17 protein-coding genes and 1 tRNA gene are annotated in these 18,392 nt (G+C 67.1%); 12 read left to right on the top strand and 6 right to left on the bottom strand.

Features of this window, described 5'->3' with window-relative positions:
- Positions 1 to 220 precede the first annotated feature (220 nt).
- Together AC3WVS_RS05065 and AC3WVS_RS05060 are read left to right on the top strand one after the other, a co-directional pair.
- The gene (locus AC3WVS_RS05065; RefSeq protein ID WP_058698372.1) at positions 221 to 1,813 is read left to right on the top strand and encodes a DEAD/DEAH box helicase; all 1,593 of its coding nucleotides are present in this window, start codon (positions 221 to 223) and stop codon (positions 1,811 to 1,813) included.
- Between the two features lie 18 nt (positions 1,814 to 1,831).
- A complete protein-coding gene (locus AC3WVS_RS05060; RefSeq protein WP_492317656.1) occupies positions 1,832 to 2,878 on the top strand; it encodes a serine/threonine protein kinase in 1,047 nt (348 codons plus the stop codon).
- A 47-nt stretch (positions 2,879 to 2,925) separates the two neighbouring features.
- On the opposite strand, the gene AC3WVS_RS05055 is transcribed toward AC3WVS_RS05060, so the two are convergent.
- Positions 2,926 to 3,366 carry a universal stress protein gene (locus AC3WVS_RS05055; protein ID WP_492317655.1) on the bottom strand — a complete coding sequence of 147 codons (441 nt, stop codon included), beginning with the start codon at positions 3,364 to 3,366 and terminating at the stop codon, positions 2,926 to 2,928.
- Positions 3,367 to 3,717: 351 nt separating this feature from the next.
- On the opposite strand from AC3WVS_RS05055, the gene AC3WVS_RS05050 reads away from it, so the two are divergent.
- From AC3WVS_RS05050 to mepK, 5 genes are all read left to right on the top strand, one after another.
- Positions 3,718 to 4,785 (top strand): CaiB/BaiF CoA transferase family protein, encoded by a 1,068-nt coding sequence (locus AC3WVS_RS05050; protein WP_492317654.1) that lies wholly within the window; start codon positions 3,718 to 3,720, stop codon positions 4,783 to 4,785.
- 93 nt (positions 4,786 to 4,878) lie between these two features.
- The gene (locus AC3WVS_RS05045) at positions 4,879 to 5,289 is read left to right on the top strand and encodes a carboxymuconolactone decarboxylase family protein (RefSeq protein WP_492317653.1); all 411 of its coding nucleotides are present in this window, start codon (positions 4,879 to 4,881) and stop codon (positions 5,287 to 5,289) included.
- Positions 5,290 to 5,450: 161 nt separating this feature from the next.
- Positions 5,451 to 6,077: a LuxR C-terminal-related transcriptional regulator gene (locus AC3WVS_RS05040; RefSeq protein WP_492317652.1), complete on the top strand. Its 627-nt coding sequence runs from the start codon at positions 5,451 to 5,453 to the stop codon at positions 6,075 to 6,077.
- A gap of 84 nt (positions 6,078 to 6,161) precedes the next feature.
- Complete coding sequence (locus AC3WVS_RS05035) at positions 6,162 to 7,754, top strand: L,D-transpeptidase family protein (RefSeq protein ID WP_492317651.1); 1,593 nt, start codon at positions 6,162 to 6,164, stop codon at positions 7,752 to 7,754.
- A gap of 30 nt (positions 7,755 to 7,784) precedes the next feature.
- A complete protein-coding gene (mepK, locus tag AC3WVS_RS05030; protein WP_492317650.1) occupies positions 7,785 to 8,372 on the top strand; it encodes a peptidoglycan L,D-endopeptidase MepK in 588 nt (195 codons plus the stop codon).
- Positions 8,373 to 8,477: 105 nt separating this feature from the next.
- Here the strand turns inward: mepK and AC3WVS_RS05025 are convergent.
- The 5 genes from AC3WVS_RS05025 to AC3WVS_RS05005 form a co-directional block, all read right to left on the bottom strand.
- Positions 8,478 to 8,554, bottom strand: a tRNA-Met gene (locus tag AC3WVS_RS05025).
- Between the two features lie 133 nt (positions 8,555 to 8,687).
- Positions 8,688 to 10,385 carry an MFS transporter gene (locus tag AC3WVS_RS05020; RefSeq protein WP_492317649.1) on the bottom strand — a complete coding sequence of 566 codons (1,698 nt, stop codon included), beginning with the start codon at positions 10,383 to 10,385 and terminating at the stop codon, positions 8,688 to 8,690.
- 243 nt (positions 10,386 to 10,628) lie between these two features.
- The gene (locus AC3WVS_RS05015; protein ID WP_492317648.1) at positions 10,629 to 10,964 is read right to left on the bottom strand and encodes a DUF4212 domain-containing protein; all 336 of its coding nucleotides are present in this window, start codon (positions 10,962 to 10,964) and stop codon (positions 10,629 to 10,631) included.
- Positions 10,961 to 12,517, bottom strand: a complete 1,557-nt coding sequence (locus AC3WVS_RS05010; RefSeq protein ID WP_492317647.1) for a sensor histidine kinase — start codon at positions 12,515 to 12,517, stop codon at positions 10,961 to 10,963. Before AC3WVS_RS05010 ends, AC3WVS_RS05015 begins: the two co-directional genes overlap by 4 nt.
- A gap of 55 nt (positions 12,518 to 12,572) precedes the next feature.
- Complete coding sequence (locus AC3WVS_RS05005; protein WP_456803113.1) at positions 12,573 to 13,262, bottom strand: response regulator; 690 nt, start codon at positions 13,260 to 13,262, stop codon at positions 12,573 to 12,575.
- A 226-nt stretch (positions 13,263 to 13,488) separates the two neighbouring features.
- Between AC3WVS_RS05005 and recA the strand changes: the two genes are divergently transcribed.
- From recA to sucD, 5 genes are all read left to right on the top strand, one after another.
- The gene (recA, locus tag AC3WVS_RS05000) at positions 13,489 to 14,553 is read left to right on the top strand and encodes a recombinase RecA (protein ID WP_492317646.1); all 1,065 of its coding nucleotides are present in this window, start codon (positions 13,489 to 13,491) and stop codon (positions 14,551 to 14,553) included.
- A gap of 101 nt (positions 14,554 to 14,654) precedes the next feature.
- Positions 14,655 to 15,131 (top strand): recombination regulator RecX, encoded by a 477-nt coding sequence (gene recX / locus AC3WVS_RS04995; RefSeq protein WP_492317645.1) that lies wholly within the window; start codon positions 14,655 to 14,657, stop codon positions 15,129 to 15,131.
- Positions 15,132 to 15,275: 144 nt separating this feature from the next.
- Positions 15,276 to 15,971, top strand: coding sequence for a DUF2889 domain-containing protein (locus AC3WVS_RS04990; protein WP_011614567.1), 696 nt, complete (start codon positions 15,276 to 15,278; stop codon positions 15,969 to 15,971).
- A gap of 89 nt (positions 15,972 to 16,060) precedes the next feature.
- On the top strand, positions 16,061 to 17,227 hold the full coding sequence (gene sucC / locus AC3WVS_RS04985) for an ADP-forming succinate--CoA ligase subunit beta (RefSeq protein WP_492317644.1): 1,167 nt from the start codon (positions 16,061 to 16,063) through the stop codon (positions 17,225 to 17,227).
- Positions 17,228 to 17,326: 99 nt separating this feature from the next.
- Positions 17,327 to 18,208, top strand: coding sequence for a succinate--CoA ligase subunit alpha (gene sucD, locus AC3WVS_RS04980; protein ID WP_492317643.1), 882 nt, complete (start codon positions 17,327 to 17,329; stop codon positions 18,206 to 18,208).
- Positions 18,209 to 18,392: the final 184 nt, after the last annotated feature.

Here is an 18,392-nt window from a genome sequence, read left to right as displayed (position 1 = left end):
ACCCGCGCAGATCCGATGTGCGCCGGCGCGCATGCGGGGCCGCGCGCGGTGCAGAACCCGCTGGTCCCGGACTGGTACACTACCGCTCTTTCCTTCGCGGGCGGGCCGGTGCCCTGCCATGCCGGCTTCCCGGCGTTCGCGTTCCGATTCCGATCCGATTACCAGGAGCCATCCGGCGTTTGGCGCACCGCGTGCGCAGCGATGGCCCAAGCAGCAATTCATGTCTTTTTCTGAACTCGGCTTGTCCGACAAGATTGTGCGTGCCGTGGCCGAACAGGGCTACACCACGCCGACTCCCATCCAGGCCCAGGCGATCCCCGCCATCCTCAAGGGCGGTGACCTGCTCGCCGGCGCGCAGACCGGCACCGGCAAGACCGCCGGCTTTACGCTGCCGATGCTGCAGCTGCTGTCCGATTCCGCGGCGCGCGGCGCCAATGGCGCGCAGCGTCCGGCCCGCCTGCCGGTGCGCGCACTGGTGCTGACGCCCACGCGCGAACTGGCCGCCCAGGTCGAGGAGAGCGTGCGCAACTACGGCAAGTACCTGCGCCTGCGCTCGATGGTGATGTTCGGCGGCGTCGGCATCAATCCGCAGATCGAACAGCTCAAGCGCGGCGTCGAGATCGTGGTGGCCACGCCCGGCCGTCTGCTGGACCACGTGTCCCAGCGCACCATCGACCTGTCGCAGGTGGAACTGCTGGTGCTGGACGAAGCCGACCGCATGCTCGACATGGGCTTCATTCACGATATCCGCAAGATCCTCAACGTGCTGCCGGCCAAGCGCCAGAACCTGCTGTTCTCGGCAACGTTCTCGGACGATATCCGCGCGCTGGCCGACCGCCTGCTGAACAACCCGGCCTCGATCGAGGTGGCGCGGCGCAATACCACGGCCGAGACCGTGGACCAGCGCGTCTATCCGGTGGACCGCGAGCGCAAGCGCGAACTGCTGGCCCACCTGGTGCGCCAGCATGACTGGCACCAGGTGCTGGTGTTCACGCGCACCAAGCACGGCGCCAACCGCCTGGCCGAGCAACTGACCAAGGACGGCCTGTCGGCACTGGCGATCCATGGCAACAAGAGCCAGTCGGCGCGCACGCGCGCGCTGTCGGAATTCAAGTCCGGCACGCTGCGGCTGCTGGTGGCAACCGATATCGCCGCGCGCGGCATCGACATCGACCAGCTGCCGCACGTGGTCAACTTCGACCTGCCCAACGTGCCCGAGGACTATGTGCACCGCATCGGCCGCACCGGCCGCGCCGGCGCCGAGGGCGAAGCGATCTCGCTGGTCTGCGTGGACGAGATTGCGCTGCTGCGCGATATCGAACGCCTGATCAAGCGCAAGCTCGAGCAGACTGTGCTGCCGGGCTTCGAGGTCGACCCGAGCATCGCGCCCGAGCCGATCCAGAAGGGCCGCCAACAGCGTGGCGGTGGTGGCCAGGGGCAAGGACAAGGCCAGGGCCGCGGACGCGCCCAGGCGCGTCCGGCCGGCAACGAAGGCGAGGGCGCCCAGCGCCAGCGCCCGGCGCGCGAAGCGCAGGCTGCGCCGCGGCAAGCCCAGGGCGGCCAGCCGCGCACGCGCGCTGCCGAAGGCGGCCAGCGCGGCAACGGCGCAGCCAACGGCAACCGTGGCGGCCAGCCCGCCGGCGGCGCGCGCAATCCCGCACCGCGCCGCGACGGCCAGGAGCCGGCGCGCCAGCAACGGGCCGCGGCTCAACCCGCGCGCCAGCCGCACGACGCGGCCCCGGCACCGGCGCGCAATCGCCGTCCGGCGCCGCAGGCCGCGCTGCTCGGCGGCAACCGCAAGCCGGCGCGCTGAGCGGGACAGGCTGACAACATGCACGCGTCCGACACCCCGGCCGACCCCGGCGTTCCCTACGCCGGCCTGACGCCGGAGCTGATGCTGGACGCGCTGGAAGGCGCTGGCCTGCGCCCCGACGGGCGCCTGCTGGCGCTCAACAGCTATGAGAACCGCGTCTGGCAGCTGGGCATCGAAGATGCCGCGCCGGTCATCGCCAAGTTCTACCGTCCGGGCCGCTGGACCGATGCGGCCATCCTGGAAGAACACGCCTTCGTGCAGCAGCTGGCCGATGCCGAGATCCCGGCCGTGCCGGCCATGGTGCTGGCACCGGGCGCGGCCGGCACGCTGCTGCATCACGCCGGCTTCCGTTTCGCGGTATTCCCCCGCTGCGGCGGCCGCGAGCCCGCGCTGGACCGTTCCGACACGCTGACCTGGCTCGGCCGCTTCATCGGCCGCATCCACGCGCTGGGGGCGACGCAGCCCTACCAGGCGCGCCCGGCGCTAAATCTTGAAACCTTCGGCGTTGCCCCACGCGACTGGCTGCTCGCCAGCGGCTGCATTCCCGCCGACCTGCTGCCCGCATGGCAATCGGTGACCGACCTGGCGCTGGACGGCGTGCGCCGCTGCTATGAGCGCGCCGGCGAGGTGCGCCTGCTGCGCACCCACGGCGACTGCCATCGCGGCAATGTGCTGTGGATCGGCGAGGACGACGCGCGCGGCGGCACTCATGGCGCACCGGGCCCGCATTTCGTTGACTTCGATGACAGCCGAATGGCGCCGGCGATCCAGGACATCTGGATGCTGCTCGAGGGCGACCGCGCGGCCATGCAGGACCAACTGGCCGACATCGTTGCCGGCTATGAGGACTTCGCCGAATTCCAGCCGCGCGAACTGTGGCTGGTGGAAGCGCTGCGCACGCTGCGGCTGCTCCATTACAGCGCCTGGCTCGCCAGCCGCTGGGCCGACCCGGCCTTTCCGGCCGCGTTCCCTTGGTTCGGCACGGCGCGCTACTGGCAGGATCGCATCCTGGAACTGCGCGAACAGGTGGCGCTGATGGACGAAGCGCCCCTGTGGGGCGCCTGAGGTCTACCGGTCGGCGCCGCCAGGGCGCCGGTTTTCCACTACTTTGCTCAACCCTTCTTTTCCGGCGCCTTGACCAGCAGCACCGGGCACTCGGCCTGCGCCAGCACGCGGCCTGCGACCGAACCGATCACCGCATCGAAGAACGAACCCCGGCCATGCGTGCCCATCACGATGGCTGCGGCGTCGACCGAGCGCGCACAGGCGACGATGCGCTCCGGCGCGAAGCCGTGCAGCGGGTGCCGCTCGAACGGCACCCTGGCTGCGGACAGAATCTCGCAGACCGTCGCCATGGCCTTGTCGCTGGCCTCCTTGTGCCAGTCATCGATGGTCTCCTTGCTGACAAAGGCGCGCACCTGGCCGCTTACTTCCGGCGCGACATGCACGACATGCACGGTGAAGCCGCTCTGCAGCAGCTTGCCTTCGGCGATAAAACGGGCCGCGGCGTCGCTGAAGGCCGAACCGTCGGTGGCGAGCACGATATTGGTCATGTTGGAAATCTCCTGGATGGGGGCTGTCGGCAGGCGGTGCACCATGAGGCGGCACCGCCATCTGGAACCATCATGGCACCTAGTGTCCTGCCAGGACCCGATTTAGATCAAGTCGGATCGGATTTATCCGATTTCGCCGTGCGATAGCCGGCCGGCTGACGGATTCCGTCAAGCCGGCTGAAGCATTTGGCCATTGCCCCGTCAACGCCGTGGCGCGTAGCATGCTCTCGAGCCCCGCGGCAGGCATTGGCACGCCCGCGCTGCCGCAGGCACGGCCCATCCCATACCAATTCAATGCAAGCTGTCCCCCGGCCATGGCCCGGGCGGGCGGCGATTCCGGAGACGACGATCATGAGTGAGCGTGGCAACCTGCTGCCCCTGCGCGGTATCAAGGTAGTGGAATTCGAAGGCATCGGCCCCGGCCCGTTGTGCGGTGCGATGCTGGCCGGCCTGGGCGCCGAGGTCACGCTGGTGACCCGGCCGGTCGCGCCGGATGCCCGCCGCATCCTGCGCGGCCAGCCCGTGCCGCCTGAGATGGAGCTGGAGCACGGCAAGCGCGTGGTGCAACTGAACCTGAAGTCTGCGGACGACGTGGCCGCCGCGCTGGACCTGGTGGCCGGCGCCGACGCGCTGATCGAAGGGCTGCGCCCGGGAGCGATGGAGCGCCTCGGCCTGGGCCCGAAGGCGTGCCATGCACGCAATCCGCGCCTGGTCTACGGGCGCATGACCGGCTGGGGCCAGACCGGCCCGCTGTCGCAGAGCGCCGGCCACGACCTCAACTACATCGCGCTGACCGGCCTCTTGTCGATGGCCGCGCGCGAGGGCGAGCTGCCGATGGTGCCGCCGACCGTGATGGGCGATGCCACCGGCGCGCTTGGCCTGGCATTCGGCATCACCAGCGCCATCCTGAGCGCGCGCGCAAGCGGCGAGGGCTGCGTGGTGGATGCGGCCATCACCGATATCGTCGCCATGCTGGGCTCGCTGGTGCAGGTGTCGCGCGCAGCCGGCACGCTGGGCGGCCCGCAACCGAGCCCCTTCCACGATTCGCCGTTCTATGACGTCTTCCCTTGTGCCGACGGCCGCGCCATCACGCTGGGCGCGCTCGAGCCGCAGTTCTACCGCGAGCTGCTCGAGCGGCTCGAACTGACCGACATCGACCCCGCCACGCAGTATGACCGCGCCCAGTGGCCCGCGGTGAAGGCACGCATTGCCGCTTGCATCGCAGGCAAGCCCAGCACCCACTGGGAGGCGGTGCTGGGCGGCACCGACGTGTGCTTTGCACGCGTGCTGACCCTGGACGAGGCCGCGCGCCATCCGCACAACCAGGCACGCGGCACGTATCGGCTGTACCAGCAGGGCGAGCGCGAGGTGCCGCGTTCGGCGCCGGCGCCGCGCTTCCTGCCCGCGGGCATGGAATGACCTTGGGGCCGCGGCACCGATGCTGCGGCCGCTCGAATCGGCTTGATCGGTTCGGCTACCATGCGGCATCCACCCAAACCGGAGACCCATGCCATGGCCGAACCCAGCCAACTTCCCGCCTACACTCCCACGCCGGCCTTCGAGGCCGGTCTTGACGTGCGCACCGAAGTGCTCGGCCCCGAGCACGTCCGGCGCGCGCTGGACGCCGCCGCACAGCAGGGCGACACCAGCCTGCAGCAACTGGTGACGGAGTTCGCCTGGGGCACGGTCTGGACCCGCGACGGCCTGGACCGCAAGCAGCGCAGCCTGGCCACGGTGTCGATGCTGATTGCGCTGAACCGGCCGCAGGAGCTGGCCGGCCACCTGCGCGGCGCGCTCGCCAATGGCGTTACGCCGCAGGAACTGCGCGAACTGATGGTGCACAGCGCGGTCTACTGCGGGTTCCCCGCGGCGCTGGATGCCAGCCGCAAGCTGACTGAAGTCCTCGACGCTGCCAACGGGTAACGCCGACCGCGGCATCGATACGAAAACAGCCATGCAGAAGAGTCTGACTCTGATGCAGATTTTGCCGCATCTGCGCGGCGAGGATTCGGCGCATCAGGATCTCTCCGGCCCCTTAACCTTGGCACCAGGCCAAGCCATGCAAGTCGTTAAGGAGCCTCAAATTGCATCTCGCGCTGATCGTCGATGAACCCTCCCGGTTCCGCACCACGCTGTCCGCTGAAATCCGCGCTGAGTTGGGCGCCGGTGAAGTACTGGAAATGGACGGCATGCAGGAAGCATTCCGGCTGGTCCGCGAGCAACGGCCGGGGCTGGTGCTGGTCGATATCGAGTGCTTCGGCAATCCCGGCATCGACTTTGTCCGGCGCGTCTCGGCGACGCAGCCCGCCGTGCCCTTGCTGGTACTGTCCGACAGCGACGCCACCCTGGCGTCGGTGCGGGCGCTGCGCGCCGGCGCCCATGGCTTCGTGGTCAAGCAGCGTGGGCTGGCCGAGGTGATGCAGGCCGTACGCGGCGTGCTCAGCGGCTACCTGGTATTTCCCATGCATACGCTGGAAACCGTGCGCCAGATCGGCGAGCAGCGGGAATCCGGCTTTGCGCGGCTGAGCAACCGCGAGATCACCATCCTGCAATACCTGGCGCGCGGCCATTCCAACAAGTCGATCGCGGCGCAACTGCTGATCAGCAGCAAGACGGTCAGCACGCACAAGGCCAACATCATGGCCAAGCTCAATGTCGGCTCCCTGGTCGAAATGGTGGACTACGCGCGGCGGCATCAGCTGGTGTGGTAACGCGCACCCCGGGCGGCTTGCGGCACCATGCCGCCATCGCGGGTAGACTGTTGGCGTGTGTGACGAATCCGAACTTTTCGCCCGATGCCACCGACCCTGAATGCCGCCGCACGCCGCCTGGGCGCTGTCGTGCTTGCCTGTGCCGCCGCATGCCTGGCCACGCCTGCCTTCGCCAACGAACCGATGTGGTTTGCGCAGGGCCGACCGGTGCCGGCGGCCCGCCAGGCCGTCGATGCGCTGGCCGCGGCCGCGGCCGACGGCCTCGACCCGCGCGACTACGATGCCGACGCCTTGCGCCAGGCCGTGGCCCAGGCCGCCAGCGGGCCAGCATTGCCGCCGGACGCGGCCGCACGCGTGGACGCGGCGCTGAGCGCCGCGATGGAGCGGATGCTGGCAGACCTGCACGGCGGGCGCGTCAACCCGCGCGCGGTCCATGCCAACTTTGCCCCGCAGGCGGAACGGCCCTTCGATGCCGCCGTCTGGCTGCGCGATGCCGTCAAGCAGCAGCGGCTGCCCGCCGCCATCCGCCAGGCAGCGCCCACCTTCCCGCTCTACGGCACGCTGCGGGACGCCCTGGCGCGGTACCGCGAGATCGCGAAGCAGCCGGTCTGGGGGCAGCCGCTGCCACCGTTGCCGGCGAGCAAACTGACGCCGGGCCAGACCTGGGCCGGTGCCGCGGCGCTGGCTGCACGCCTGGTTGCGCTGGGCGACCTGCCCGCCGGCACCCAGGTGCCGGCCCGCTACGAAGGCGCCCTGGTCGACGGCGTCAAGGCGTTCCAGTCGCGCCACGGCCTGGAGGCCGACGGCGTGATCGGCGCGGCCACGCTGGCACAACTCAACCTGCCCATCGCCAGCCGTGTGCGGCAAATCGAACTGACCATGGAGCGGCTGCGCTGGACGCCGCTGGACGGTCCGCGCATGATCGTGGTCAATGTGCCGGAGTTCATGCTGCGCGCCTATGAGATCCGCGACGGCAAGCTCGACATCAAGCTCGAGATGAAGGTGATCGTCGGCAAGGCACTGGATACGCGCACGCCGCTGTTCGAGGAGGATATGCGCTACATCGAGTTCAGCCCGTACTGGAACATCCCGCCCTCGATCGCGCGCCGCGAGACCGTGCCGCATCTGCGCAGCGATCCGGCCTATTTCAACCGGCAGGGCCTGGAGTTCGTTACCGGCGACGGCAAGGCCGTGACCACGCTGTCCGAGGAAAATCTCGAAGCAGTGCTGAATGGCCGCATGCGCATCCGCCAGCGGCCAGGCCCGCTGAACGCGCTGGGCGATATCAAGTTCGTGTTTCCCAACAACGAGAACATCTACCTGCACCACACGCCCTCGCCGCAGCTGTTCAAGCGCGGCCGGCGCGACTTCAGCCACGGCTGCATCCGCGTGGAATCCCCAGTAGCGTTGGCCCAGTTCGTGTTGCACGATATGCCGGACTGGAACGAAACCCGCATCCGCGAAGCGATGACGCGTGGCAAGTCCAATACGGTGCGCCTGGAGCAGCCCTTGCCGGTGGTGCTGGCCTACGGCACGGTCATTGCGCGCGCCGATGGTCGTGTATCCTTCTTGCCTGACATTTACGGTCACGACAAACTGCTGGACAAGGCACTGCGGCAACGCAACGGACGGCCCCAGCAACCAGCTATCGCAAGCGCCTCCGGCACCACCCGCTGAGGCGCCACTGGGACATTCAGAGGAAGTACCATGACTGATGCGACGCGCAAGGCACGCCGCCGCTTTCTTCATACCACCGGAGGCCTGGCCCTCGCCGCCAGCCTGATGCCGCTGGCACCGCGCCAGGCGCTGGCAAGCCTGCCTGCAAACCAGGCCCTGGCAGGCCTGCCGGACGCCCGAACGCTGGCTTTCGACCACACCCATACCGGCGAACGCGTGTCGCTGGTCTATGCCGTTGGCGACCGCTTCGTGCCCGACGCGCTGACTACGCTCAACGGCTTCCTGCGTGACCATTACTCCGGCAAGGTCGGCATGATCGATCCGCAGCTGTTCGACCTCCTGTTCCAGGTCCGCCGCGAGCTTGGCACCGAGCAGCCGTTCCAGGTCATTTCCGGCTACCGCAGCCCGGCCACCAACTCGCGCCTGCGCAACTCGCGCGGCGGCGGCGTGGCCAGGCACAGCCTGCACATGGACGGCAAGGCCATCGACATCCGCCTGGCCGGCGTGCCGCTGGCGGACGTGCGCGACGCGGCCAAGTCATTGCAGGCTGGGGGCGTCGGCTTCTATGAGTCTGACCAGTTCGTGCACATCGATACCGGGCGCGTGCGTTACTGGTAAGCGTTGTCTGTGGCCGCCCATCATGGGCGGCTCGCTTGCGCGAGCTGGTAGCGACCCAAAGAAAAAAGCCGCGAACCCATGCGGGATCGCGGCTTTTCAAATAGATGGTGGCGAATCAGGGACTCGAACCCCGGACCTGCGGATTATGATTCCGTCGCTCTAACCGACTGAGCTAATTCGCCAACGAAGACTGAGATTATACCTGGGCTTTCGTTGCTGTCAACACCTTCGCGCGAAGATTTTGCACGAAGGGCCCATGCATAAAAAAACGGCAGGCCGGTGGGCCTGCCGTTTCCGTTAGTGCCGGACGACCGCTCAGTCGTTGGCGTAGATGTTCACGTCCTTGGTCTCGCGGATGAACAGCGCGCCGATCACGAAGGTGATGGCTGCGATGATGATCGGGTACCAGAGCCCGTAGTAGATGTTGCCGTTCTGGGCCACCAGCGCGAACGAGATGGTGGGCAGCAGGCCGCCGAACCAGCCGTTGCCGATATGGTAGGGCAGCGACATCGAGGTGTAGCGGATGCGGGTCGGGAACAGCTCCACCAGCATGGCGGCGATCGGGCCGTACACCATGGTGACGTAGATCACCAGGATGACCAGGATCACCAGCACCATGATCGTGTTCATCTGTGCCGGGTCGGCCTTGGTCGGGTAGCCGGCGGAGGCCATCGATTCACCCACCTCCTTCTTGAACGCTGCGATCTGCTTCTTGCTGGCGTCGTCGAAGCTGTGGCCGTTCACCAGCTGCGCGTCGAAGGCCTTGATCTCCTTGTCGCCGATCTTCACCGTGGCCACGGTGCCGGCCGGGGCCTCGACCACTTCATAGCTGGCCGATGCCTGGGCCAGCGTGCGCTTGGCGATGTCGCAGGAGCTGCGGAAGTCGATCTCGCGGGCGATCGGGCTGCCCTGGAACGAGCACTGCTTCGGGTCGGCGGTGACCACGATCTGGGCGCTCTGCTGGGCGCGCTCCAGCGCCGGGTTGGCGTAGTGGGTCATGGCCTTGAACAGCGGGAAGTAGGTCAGCACGGCCAGCGCGCAGCCCGCCATGATGATCCACTTGCGGCCGATCTTGTCCGACAGCGAGCCGAAGAAGATGAAGAACGGCGTGCCGAGCACCAGTGCGCCGGCGATCAGCAGGTTGGCCGTCTTGGCATCGACCTTGAGCACCTGGGTCAGGAAGAACAGCGCATAGAACTGGCCGGTGTACCAGACCACGGCCTGGCCGGCGGTCAGGCCGAGCAGGGCCAGGATCACGATCTTCAGGTTGCGCCACTGGCCGAAGGACTCGGTCAGCGGGGCCTTGGAGGTCTTGCCCTCTGCCTTCATGCGCTGGAACGCCGGCGATTCATTCATCGACAGGCGGATATACACCGACACGCCCAGCAGCAGGATCGACACCAGGAACGGGATGCGCCAGCCCCAGGTCTCGAAGTTGGGCCCGGTCATTTCGCGGCACAGCAGGATCACGATCAGCGACAGGAACAGGCCCAGGGTGGCCGTGGTCTGGATCCACGAGGTATAGGCGCCGCGCTTGCCGTGCGGTGCGTGCTCGGCCACGTAGGTGGCGGCACCGCCGTACTCGCCGCCGAGCGCCAGGCCCTGCAGCATGCGCAGTGCGATCAGGATGATCGGCGCGGCCCAGCCGATGGTGGCGTAGCCCGGCAGCAGGCCGACGATGAAGGTCGACAGGCCCATGAGCAGGATCGTCACCAGGAAGGTGTACTTGCGCCCGATCATGTCGCCCAGGCGGCCGAACACCAGCGCGCCGAACGGCCGCACGATAAAGCCGGCGGCGAATGCGAGCAGCGCGAAGATGAAGGCCGAGGTGGGATCCAGTCCGGCGAAGAACTGCTTGGCAATGATCGCCGCCAGCGAGCCGTAGAGATAAAAGTCGTACCACTCGAACACCGTGCCCAGCGATGAGGCAAAGATCACCTTGCGCTCTTCGGCTGTCATCGGTGCGTTCTGCGCGCCCCCTCCGGGCACCGCAACGTTTTGCACGTTTGCCATATTGTCTCCTCCGTCTGGAATGGATCTCGGGTGGGCGTGGCGCGGGAAAGACCGCGCGGCTGGCCGCTATGCCTGAGTTGCAGAGGATTGTGGGTGGCGAAACTTACTGCGTTCTGACAGAACGGGGGACGGAATCGTCAAAGAATATCGGGGTATACGCTAGCCGTGGGCGGGAGTTCGGATGCTGCGCTGCGGGGCGCAATTCACTTGTGTGGCTGAATGGCGCGCTTTGCAGGGGTGCGGCTATGCAGCATCGGTGCCTGTTCCACGCGAGGCGCCCTGCGAAGGCGCAGGGGCGGGCGCGGCCAGGCTGTCGGCGTCGGCTTCGCCGTCGGCGCGGTTCATGCGCCAGGCGTAGAGCGCGGCCATCAGCACGTAGACCACCAGCGCGCCTTGCGCGCCGACCCAGAACGAGAACGGCCAGCCAAAGAAGTCGAAGCGCAGGTCGCGCGCAAACCATGCCACCACGAAGGTGACGGTGAACCAGATCGCGAGCAGGCCGCAGATCCAGCGCAGGTTGCGCCGCCAGGCCTGGTGCTGGCGGGCTTCGGCACTGTCGGGGGCGGGGCTGTCGTTCATGCGGGCGGGAGGTAGTCGGGCCGGCGCAGCGTCACGCGGAAATGCGCGCCGGCCAGCCGTGGCGATTGCTGGTAGACGTGGTCGGAGATCTGGACGTCGCCGCCGTGCTGCTGCACGATCTCGCGCACGATGGCCAGGCCCAGGCCGCTGCCTTCGGTATTGGTGCCGAGCACGCGGTAGAAGCGCTCCATCACGCGCTCGCGCTCGGCCGGCGCAATGCCCGGGCCGGTGTCTTCCACATCCAGGTAGGCGAACGGCTCGAAGGCATCGGCGCTGACGCGCACCGTGGCGTGCCCGCCGCGCGGCGTGTAGCGGATGGCGTTGTCGAGCAGGTTGTTCAGCATCTCGGTCAGCATCAGGCGGTTGCCCTGCACCATCACCGGATGTTCGTCCGCGTCCAGCCCCAGGTCGATGTCGCGCGCCCAGGCCTGCGGCAGCCAGTCCTTGACCACCTCGCGCGCGAGCGCCGCCAGGTCCAGCGCGGCCATGCCGCCGGTGCCCGCCAGGTTTTCCATGCGTGCCAGCGACAGCAGCTGCGTGACCAGGTGCGCGGTGCGCTCAGAGCTGCCGGCGATCTGCGCCAGCGAGCGCCGCAGCTCTTCCGGCGACTGCTCGCGCTGCGCCAGCTCGGCCTGCATGCGCAGGCCCGCCAGCGGTGTCTTCATCTGATGCGCGGCATCGGCGATAAAGCGCTTCTGGGTCTGCACCGACTGGTCCAGGCGCGCCAGCAGGTCGTTGAACGAACCCACCAGCGGCGTGATTTCCTGCGGCGCGGCGCGTTCGTCGATCGGGCTGGTATCGCCGGGGTTGCGCGCGCGGATGCGCTGCTGGATCGCGGTCAGCGGCGCCAGCCCGCGCGACAGCCCGAACCACACCAGCACCACCGCCAGCGGCAGGATCACGAACTGCGGCAGGATCACGCCCTTGATGATCTCGTTGGCCAGGCGCGCGCGCTTGTCCAGGGTCTCGGCCACCTGCACCAGCACCGGCTGGGTGCCGCTGACCTGCTTCAGGTCGATATAGGTGTAGGCCACGCGCACGTCGTTGCCGGCCACGCGGTCATCGCGCAGGGACACCAGCCCCGCATGGCCCTGGTCTTCCTCGGATGGCAGCGGCAGGTCGTGGTCGCCGGCGATGTATTCGCCGCGCTTGCCGACCACCTGGTAGTAGATGCTGTCGGTCTCGTCGGCGCGCAGGATCTCGCGCGCCGACAGCGGCAGTTGCAGCGTGATGCGCCCGTTGACCTCGCGCACCTGCTGCGACAGCACGATGGCGCTGGCTTCGAGGGCGCGGTCGAAGGGCCCGTTGGCGATCGACTTGGCCACCAGGTAAGTCACCGCGATGCTCATCGGCCAGAGCAGCAGCAGCGGCGCCAGCATCCAGTCGAGGATCTCGCCGAACAATGAGCGCGGCGACGGATGCGCGGTGCTTTCCTCCAGGTGCGGCAGCGCGTCGGCCAGGTCCTGGTCGGCGGCGTCCGGGCCCGGGGTGGCGGAAGGAGAGGGTGGCGCGGCGCGGGGCGCGCGCCGCCAGGGTAGTCGCAGCAGGCTCATCTCGGCGGTTTGCGCTCAGGTCGGTCGCTTGGCCTGCGGTGGCGTTGGACGGAGGTCAGTCGTGCGCGGCCACCGCCGGCTGGAATTTCTCCAGGCAGTAGCCAAGCCCGCGCACGGTGGCGATGCGGATGCCGCCGACTTCGATCTTCTTGCGCAGCCGGTGCACGTAGACCTCGATGGCGTTGTTGCTGACTTCCTCGCCCCACTCGCACAGGTGGTCCACCAGTTGCTCTTTCGATACCAGGCGGCCGCTGCGTGTGAGCAGGATCTCCAGCAACCCGATCTCGCGCGCGGACAGGTCCAGCATCTGGTCGTTGAGATAGGCGATGCGCCCGACCTGGTCGTAGGCCAGCGGCCCGTGCCGCATCAGCGTGGCGCCGCCGCCGGCGCCGCGCCGCACCAGCGCGCGCACGCGCGCTTCAAGCTCGGACAGGGCAAAGGGCTTGGCCATATAGTCGTCGGCGCCCAGGTCCAGGCCCTTGACGCGCTCGTCGACGCTGTCGGCGGCGGTCAGGATCAGCACCGGCAGCATGGCGCCGCGCGCGCGCAGGCGCTTGAGCACTTCCAGCCCGGACATGCGCGGCAGGCCCAGGTCCAGGATCAGCAGGTCGAAGGTCTGGGTCGACAGCGCGGAATCGGCTTCCAGGCCGTTGGTGACGTGGTCGACGGCATAACCCGAGTGGCGTAGCGAGCGCGTCAGGCCGTCGGCCAGCACGTCGTCATCTTCGGCGATCAGAATGCGCATGGTTGTCTCCACCCTGGCCGGCATAGCCGGCGCCGGCGGAATGGGGCGCGATGGGGCTTGCCAAGCATACTGTTTTTTTATACAGTACCCGCACGTTCCGCTGGGGCTGCCCGGGGAGACCCCCTGGAGAGCGGCCGCGCAGACAGCCGGGCCGGCGCTGGAGCCGGAAAATGCCGGTGCCGCGCCACATGCGGCCTATTTATACACCATTGATTCAAGGACGACCATGGACGACAAGAAGGCAGGTGCCGGCGTGAGCGCCGAGAAGCAGAAGGCGCTTGCCGCCGCGCTCTCCCAGATCGAGAAGCAGTTCGGCAAGGGCTCGATTATGCGCCTGGGCGACGGTGAGGTCGAGAAGGACATTCAGGTGGTATCCACCGGTTCGCTCGGCCTGGACATCGCGCTTGGCGTCGGCGGCCTGCCGCGCGGCCGCGTGGTCGAGATCTATGGTCCGGAATCGTCGGGCAAGACCACGCTGACGCTGCAGGTCGTGGCCGAGATGCAGAAGCTGGGCGGCACCTGCGCCTTTATCGACGCCGAGCACGCGCTGGACGTCAGCTACGCCAACAAGCTGGGCGTCAACGTCGGCGACCTGCTGATCTCGCAGCCGGACACCGGCGAACAGGCGCTGGAAATCACCGACGCGCTGGTGCGCTCGGGCTCGATCGACCTGATCGTGATCGACTCGGTGGCGGCGCTGGTGCCCAAGGCCGAAATCGAAGGCGAAATGGGCGATTCGCTGCCGGGCCTGCAGGCCCGCCTGATGAGCCAGGCGCTGCGCAAGCTGACCGGCACCATCAAGCGCACCAACTGCCTGGTGATCTTCATCAACCAGATCCGCATGAAGATCGGGGTGATGTTCGGCTCGCCGGAAACCACCACCGGCGGCAACGCGCTCAAGTTCTACGCCTCGGTGCGCCTGGATATCCGCCGCATCGGCTCGATCAAGAAGGGCGACGACGTGATCGGCAACGAGACCAAGGTCAAGGTGGTCAAGAACAAGGTCTCGCCGCCGTTCCGCGAAGCCTTCTTCGACATCCTGTACGGCCAGGGCATCTCGCGCCAGGGCGAGATCATCGACTTGGGCGTGGACGCCAAGATCGTCGAGAAGTCCGGCGCCTGGTACAGCTACAACGGCGACAAGATCGGCCAGGGCAAGGACAACGCGCGCGAATACCTGCGCGAGAACCCTGACATCGCCGACGAGATTGAAAACAAGGTGCGCGCGGCGCTGGGCGTGGTGGCCATGAACCCCACGTCGGCTGCCACGCCGGTAGCGGTCGAAGACTGACCGCGCCAGCGGCCATTGCGCCATCAGGAAGGCCGGGGCATCGCCGATGCCCCGGCCTTTTTGCTTGGCGCGGACCCCTCCATCCACAGATTCCGGCAACCATGGCAACCCGTCCCCCGCTTTCGCTGAAGGCCCGCGCCGTCGGCTACCTGTCGCGCCGCGAGCACAGCCGCGCCGAACTGGCGCGCAAGCTGGCGCCGCATGCCGAGTCGGCCGAGCAGCTGGAGCAGTTGCTGGACGCGCTGGAGCGCGAGAACTGGCTGTCGAACCAGCGCTTTGCCGACAGCCTGGTGCACCGCCGCGGCGCCCGCTACGGCACCGCGCGCGTGATGCAGGAAGCCAAGACCCACAAGCTCGGCAGCGAGCAGCTGGGCGATCTGCAGGAGCGGCTGCGCGCCACGGAAGTGGCGCGCGCCCGTGAGGTCTGGCGCAAGCGCTTCGGCACCCCGCCGGACACGCCCGAGGCGCGGGCCAAGCAGATCCGCTTCATGGTGGCGCGCGGGTTTTCGCGTTCGGTCGTCAGCAAGATCATCCAGGGTGCGGACGAAGACTACGGCGACGACGGTGGCGAGGCCTGATGCGCCATGGTCGGCCGACAATCCCGCTGCGACAGTTGCTGCACAAGGATGTTCCCGGCCAAAGCGGCGCGGCATGTTAAACTCCCCCGGTTTTCGGTGCTCCGGCACCGCCGTTCCCCAGCCCCCCGTATTTCCAGCCTGGCCATGCCTCTGTCCCAGCCCGTCAACCGCTCCCAGCGTCACCGTCGCGCCATTACGGCCGAGGCGTACCAGAGAGAGGACGGCTTGTGGGACATCGAGGTGCGCCTGACCGACACCAAGCCTCGCGACATCGAACTGGCCGGCGACCGCGTCCGCCCGGTAGGCCAGCCCCTGCACGACCTGTGGCTGCGCGTCACCATCAATGAGGAAATGACGGTGCTGGATGCCGAGGCCTGCTCGGACTGGGTGCCGTATCCGTCCCATTGCGACACGATCGGCCCGGCTTACCGCAAGCTGATCGGCCTGAACCTGCGCAAGGGCTTTCGCAAGGCTGTGCGCGAGCGCCTCGGCGGCATGCATGGTTGCTCGCACCTGACCGAGGCCGCTGGCGTGCTGCCCAGCACGGCGATCCAGGCCTTTGCCGGTGAAGTCATCAATATCCGCGACAACGGCGAGGACGACCCGAATCCGGAGCCGCCCTATCAGTTGAACGGCTGCCACGCCCTGCGTTTCGATGGCGAGGTGGTTCGTCAGTTTTACCCGCGCTGGTATGGTCACCAGCCGACGCCCAAGGTACGGGCCGAGGCAGCACCTGCCGTCGCAACTGCGCCTCAGGCGCCGCCCGCGGCCAATGGCGACCGCGGCAATGATGGCAACGACGCTGTCCCGGCCGAGCGGCCGACCGGCACCTCCGGCTGATTCTCAGGATTGGCCAGCCAGACGAGAGAGTTCGTCTTCTTTCAGATTCTTCCCTTCTACCTTTTACGCCTACCCGAAAGGAAACACGCATGAATATCCATGAGTATCAAGGCAAGGAAATCCTGCGCAAATACAATGTGCCGGTTCCGCGCGGCATCCCCGCGTTTTCGGTTGACGAGGCCCTGAAGGCCGCAGAAACGCTCGGCGGCCCGGTGTGGGTCGTCAAGGCCCAGATTCATGCGGGTGGCCGCGGCAAGGGCGGCGGCGTGAAGGTTGCCAAGAGCATCGACGACGTCAAGACCTACGCCTCGAACATCCTGGGCATGCAGCTGGTCACGCACCAGACCGGCCCGGAAGGCAAGAAGGTCAACCGCCTGCTGATCGAAGAAGGCGCCGACATCAAGAAGGAACTGTACGTTTCGCTGGTGGTGGACCGTGTTTCGCAGAAGGTCGCGCTGATGGCCTCGAGCGAAGGCGGCATGGACATCGAAGAAGTCGCTGCCCACAGCCCGGAAAAGATCCACACCCTGATCATCGAGCCGTCGATCGGCCTGACCGACGCTGATGCCGACGACATCGCCCGCAAGATCGGCGTGCCCGACGCGAGCGTGGCGCAAGCCCGCCAGGCCCTGCAAGGCCTGTACAAGGCGTTCTATGAAACCGACGCTTCGCTGGCCGAAATCAACCCGCTGATCCTGACCGGCGACGGCAAGGTCATCGCGCTGGACGCCAAGTTCAACTTCGACTCGAACGCGCTGTTCCGTCACCCGGAAATCGTGGCCTACCGCGACCTGGATGAAGAAGACGCCAACGAAATCGAAGCCTCGAAGTTCGACCTGGCCTACATCTCGCTGGACGGCAACATCGGCTGCCTGGTGAACGGCGCCGGCCTGGCCATGGCCACCATGGACACCATCAAGCTGTTCGGCGGCGAGCCGGCCAACTTCCTCGACGTGGGTGGCGGTGCCACCACCGAGAAGGTGACCGAAGCCTTCAAGCTGATGCTGAGCAACCCGAACGTGGAGGCCATCCTGGTCAACATCTTCGGCGGCATCATGCGTTGCGACGTGATCGCCGAAGGCGTGATCTCCGCTTCCAAGGCCGTGCACCTGACGGTGCCGCTGGTCGTGCGCATGAAGGGCACCAACGAAGACCTCGGCAAGAAGATGCTGGCCGACTCGGGCCTGCCCATCATCTCGGCCGACACGATGGAAGAAGCCGCCCAGAAGGTGGTGGCCGCTGCCGCTGGCAAGTAAGCCGTCGCACGAACGCAACCATACGCGAACGCGAGCGGTGCGCAGGCGCTCCCTTGAGCCCCTGTGCGCGCCGCTCGTAGCCAAGCAAAGGATTACAGCATGTCGATTCTGATCAACAAAGACACCAAGGTCATCACCCAGGGCATCACCGGCAAGACCGGCCAGTTCCACACCCGTGGCTGCCGCGACTACGCCAACGGCAAGAACGCCTTCGTAGCAGGCGTGAACCCGAAGAAGGCCGGCGAAGACTTCGAAGGCATTCCCATCTACGCCAGCGTCAAGGACGCCAAGGCCCAGACCGGCGCCACCGTGTCGGTCATCTACGTGCCGCCCGCAGGCGCCGCTGCCGCGATCTGGGAAGCCGTTGAGGCCGACCTGGACCTGGTGGTCTGCATCACCGAAGGCATCCCCGTGCGCGACATGATGGAAGTCAAGGACCGCATGCGCCGCGAGAACAAGAAGACCCTGCTGCTGGGACCGAACTGCCCGGGCCTGATCACGCCGGACGAAATCAAGATCGGCATCATGCCGGGCCATATCCACAAGAAAGGCCGCATCGGCGTGGTGTCGCGCTCGGGCACGCTGACGTACGAAGCCGTGGGCCAGCTGACCGCGCTGGGCCTGGGCCAGTCGTCGGCTGTCGGCATCGGTGGCGACCCCATCAACGGCCTGAAGCACATCGACGTGATGAAGATGTTCAACGACGATCCGGAAACGGACGCCGTGGTCATGATCGGTGAGATCGGCGGTCCGGACGAAGCTAACGCGGCTTACTGGATCAAGGAAAACATGAAGAAGCCGGTGGTTGGCTTCATCGCTGGCGTGACCGCGCCTCCGGGCAAGCGCATGGGCCACGCCGGCGCGCTGATCTCGGGCGGTGCCGATACCGCCCAGGCCAAGCTGGAAATCATGGAAGCCTGCGGTATCAAGGTGACCAAGAACCCGTCGGAGATGGGCCGCCTGCTGAAGGCAATGCTGTAAGTTGTACCTCCTCATTCCCGCTAGCGCGGGGATGAAGAACCAGACAATGCCCCCGCCCGTGCGGGGGCATTGTCGTTCTGGAGGACGGTTCGGCGTGGCTTCCGGCACGAAACATTACAAGATTGAAATCTAATCGAAAGGTTCGTGCGGTAAACAGTCATGTCCGTGTTTCGAGACATCCGAA

The sequence above is a fragment of the Cupriavidus sp. CPT47-8839-RL05A genome (genome assembly GCF_058792255.1).
Note: the sequence above shows the minus strand (reverse complement) of the source record. Positions and strands in the feature narration are given on the sequence as shown.

Coding starts and splice junctions, on each gene's coding strand:
- AC3WVS_RS05065 (WP_058698372.1), top strand. CDS start 221: ATGTCTTTTTCTGAACTCGGCTTGTCCGACAAGATTGTGCGTGCCGTG.
- sucD (WP_492317643.1), top strand. CDS start 17,327: ATGTCGATTCTGATCAACAAAGACACCAAGGTCATCACCCAGGGCATC.
- AC3WVS_RS05015 (WP_492317648.1), bottom strand. CDS start 10,964: ATGAACGACAGCCCCGCCCCCGACAGTGCCGAAGCCCGCCAGCACCAG.
- AC3WVS_RS05010 (WP_492317647.1), bottom strand. CDS start 12,517: ATGAGCCTGCTGCGACTACCCTGGCGGCGCGCGCCCCGCGCCGCGCCA.
- AC3WVS_RS04990 (WP_011614567.1), top strand. CDS start 15,276: ATGCCTCTGTCCCAGCCCGTCAACCGCTCCCAGCGTCACCGTCGCGCC.
- recA (WP_492317646.1), top strand. CDS start 13,489: ATGGACGACAAGAAGGCAGGTGCCGGCGTGAGCGCCGAGAAGCAGAAG.
- recX (WP_492317645.1), top strand. CDS start 14,655: ATGGCAACCCGTCCCCCGCTTTCGCTGAAGGCCCGCGCCGTCGGCTAC.
- AC3WVS_RS05055 (WP_492317655.1), bottom strand. CDS start 3,366: ATGACCAATATCGTGCTCGCCACCGACGGTTCGGCCTTCAGCGACGCC.
- AC3WVS_RS05005 (WP_456803113.1), bottom strand. CDS start 13,262: ATGCGCATTCTGATCGCCGAAGATGACGACGTGCTGGCCGACGGCCTG.
- sucC (WP_492317644.1), top strand. CDS start 16,061: ATGAATATCCATGAGTATCAAGGCAAGGAAATCCTGCGCAAATACAAT.
- AC3WVS_RS05020 (WP_492317649.1), bottom strand. CDS start 10,385: ATGGCAAACGTGCAAAACGTTGCGGTGCCCGGAGGGGGCGCGCAGAAC.
- AC3WVS_RS05035 (WP_492317651.1), top strand. CDS start 6,162: ATGCCACCGACCCTGAATGCCGCCGCACGCCGCCTGGGCGCTGTCGTG.
- mepK (WP_492317650.1), top strand. CDS start 7,785: ATGACTGATGCGACGCGCAAGGCACGCCGCCGCTTTCTTCATACCACC.
- AC3WVS_RS05060 (WP_492317656.1), top strand. CDS start 1,832: ATGCACGCGTCCGACACCCCGGCCGACCCCGGCGTTCCCTACGCCGGC.
- AC3WVS_RS05050 (WP_492317654.1), top strand. CDS start 3,718: ATGAGTGAGCGTGGCAACCTGCTGCCCCTGCGCGGTATCAAGGTAGTG.
- AC3WVS_RS05045 (WP_492317653.1), top strand. CDS start 4,879: ATGGCCGAACCCAGCCAACTTCCCGCCTACACTCCCACGCCGGCCTTC.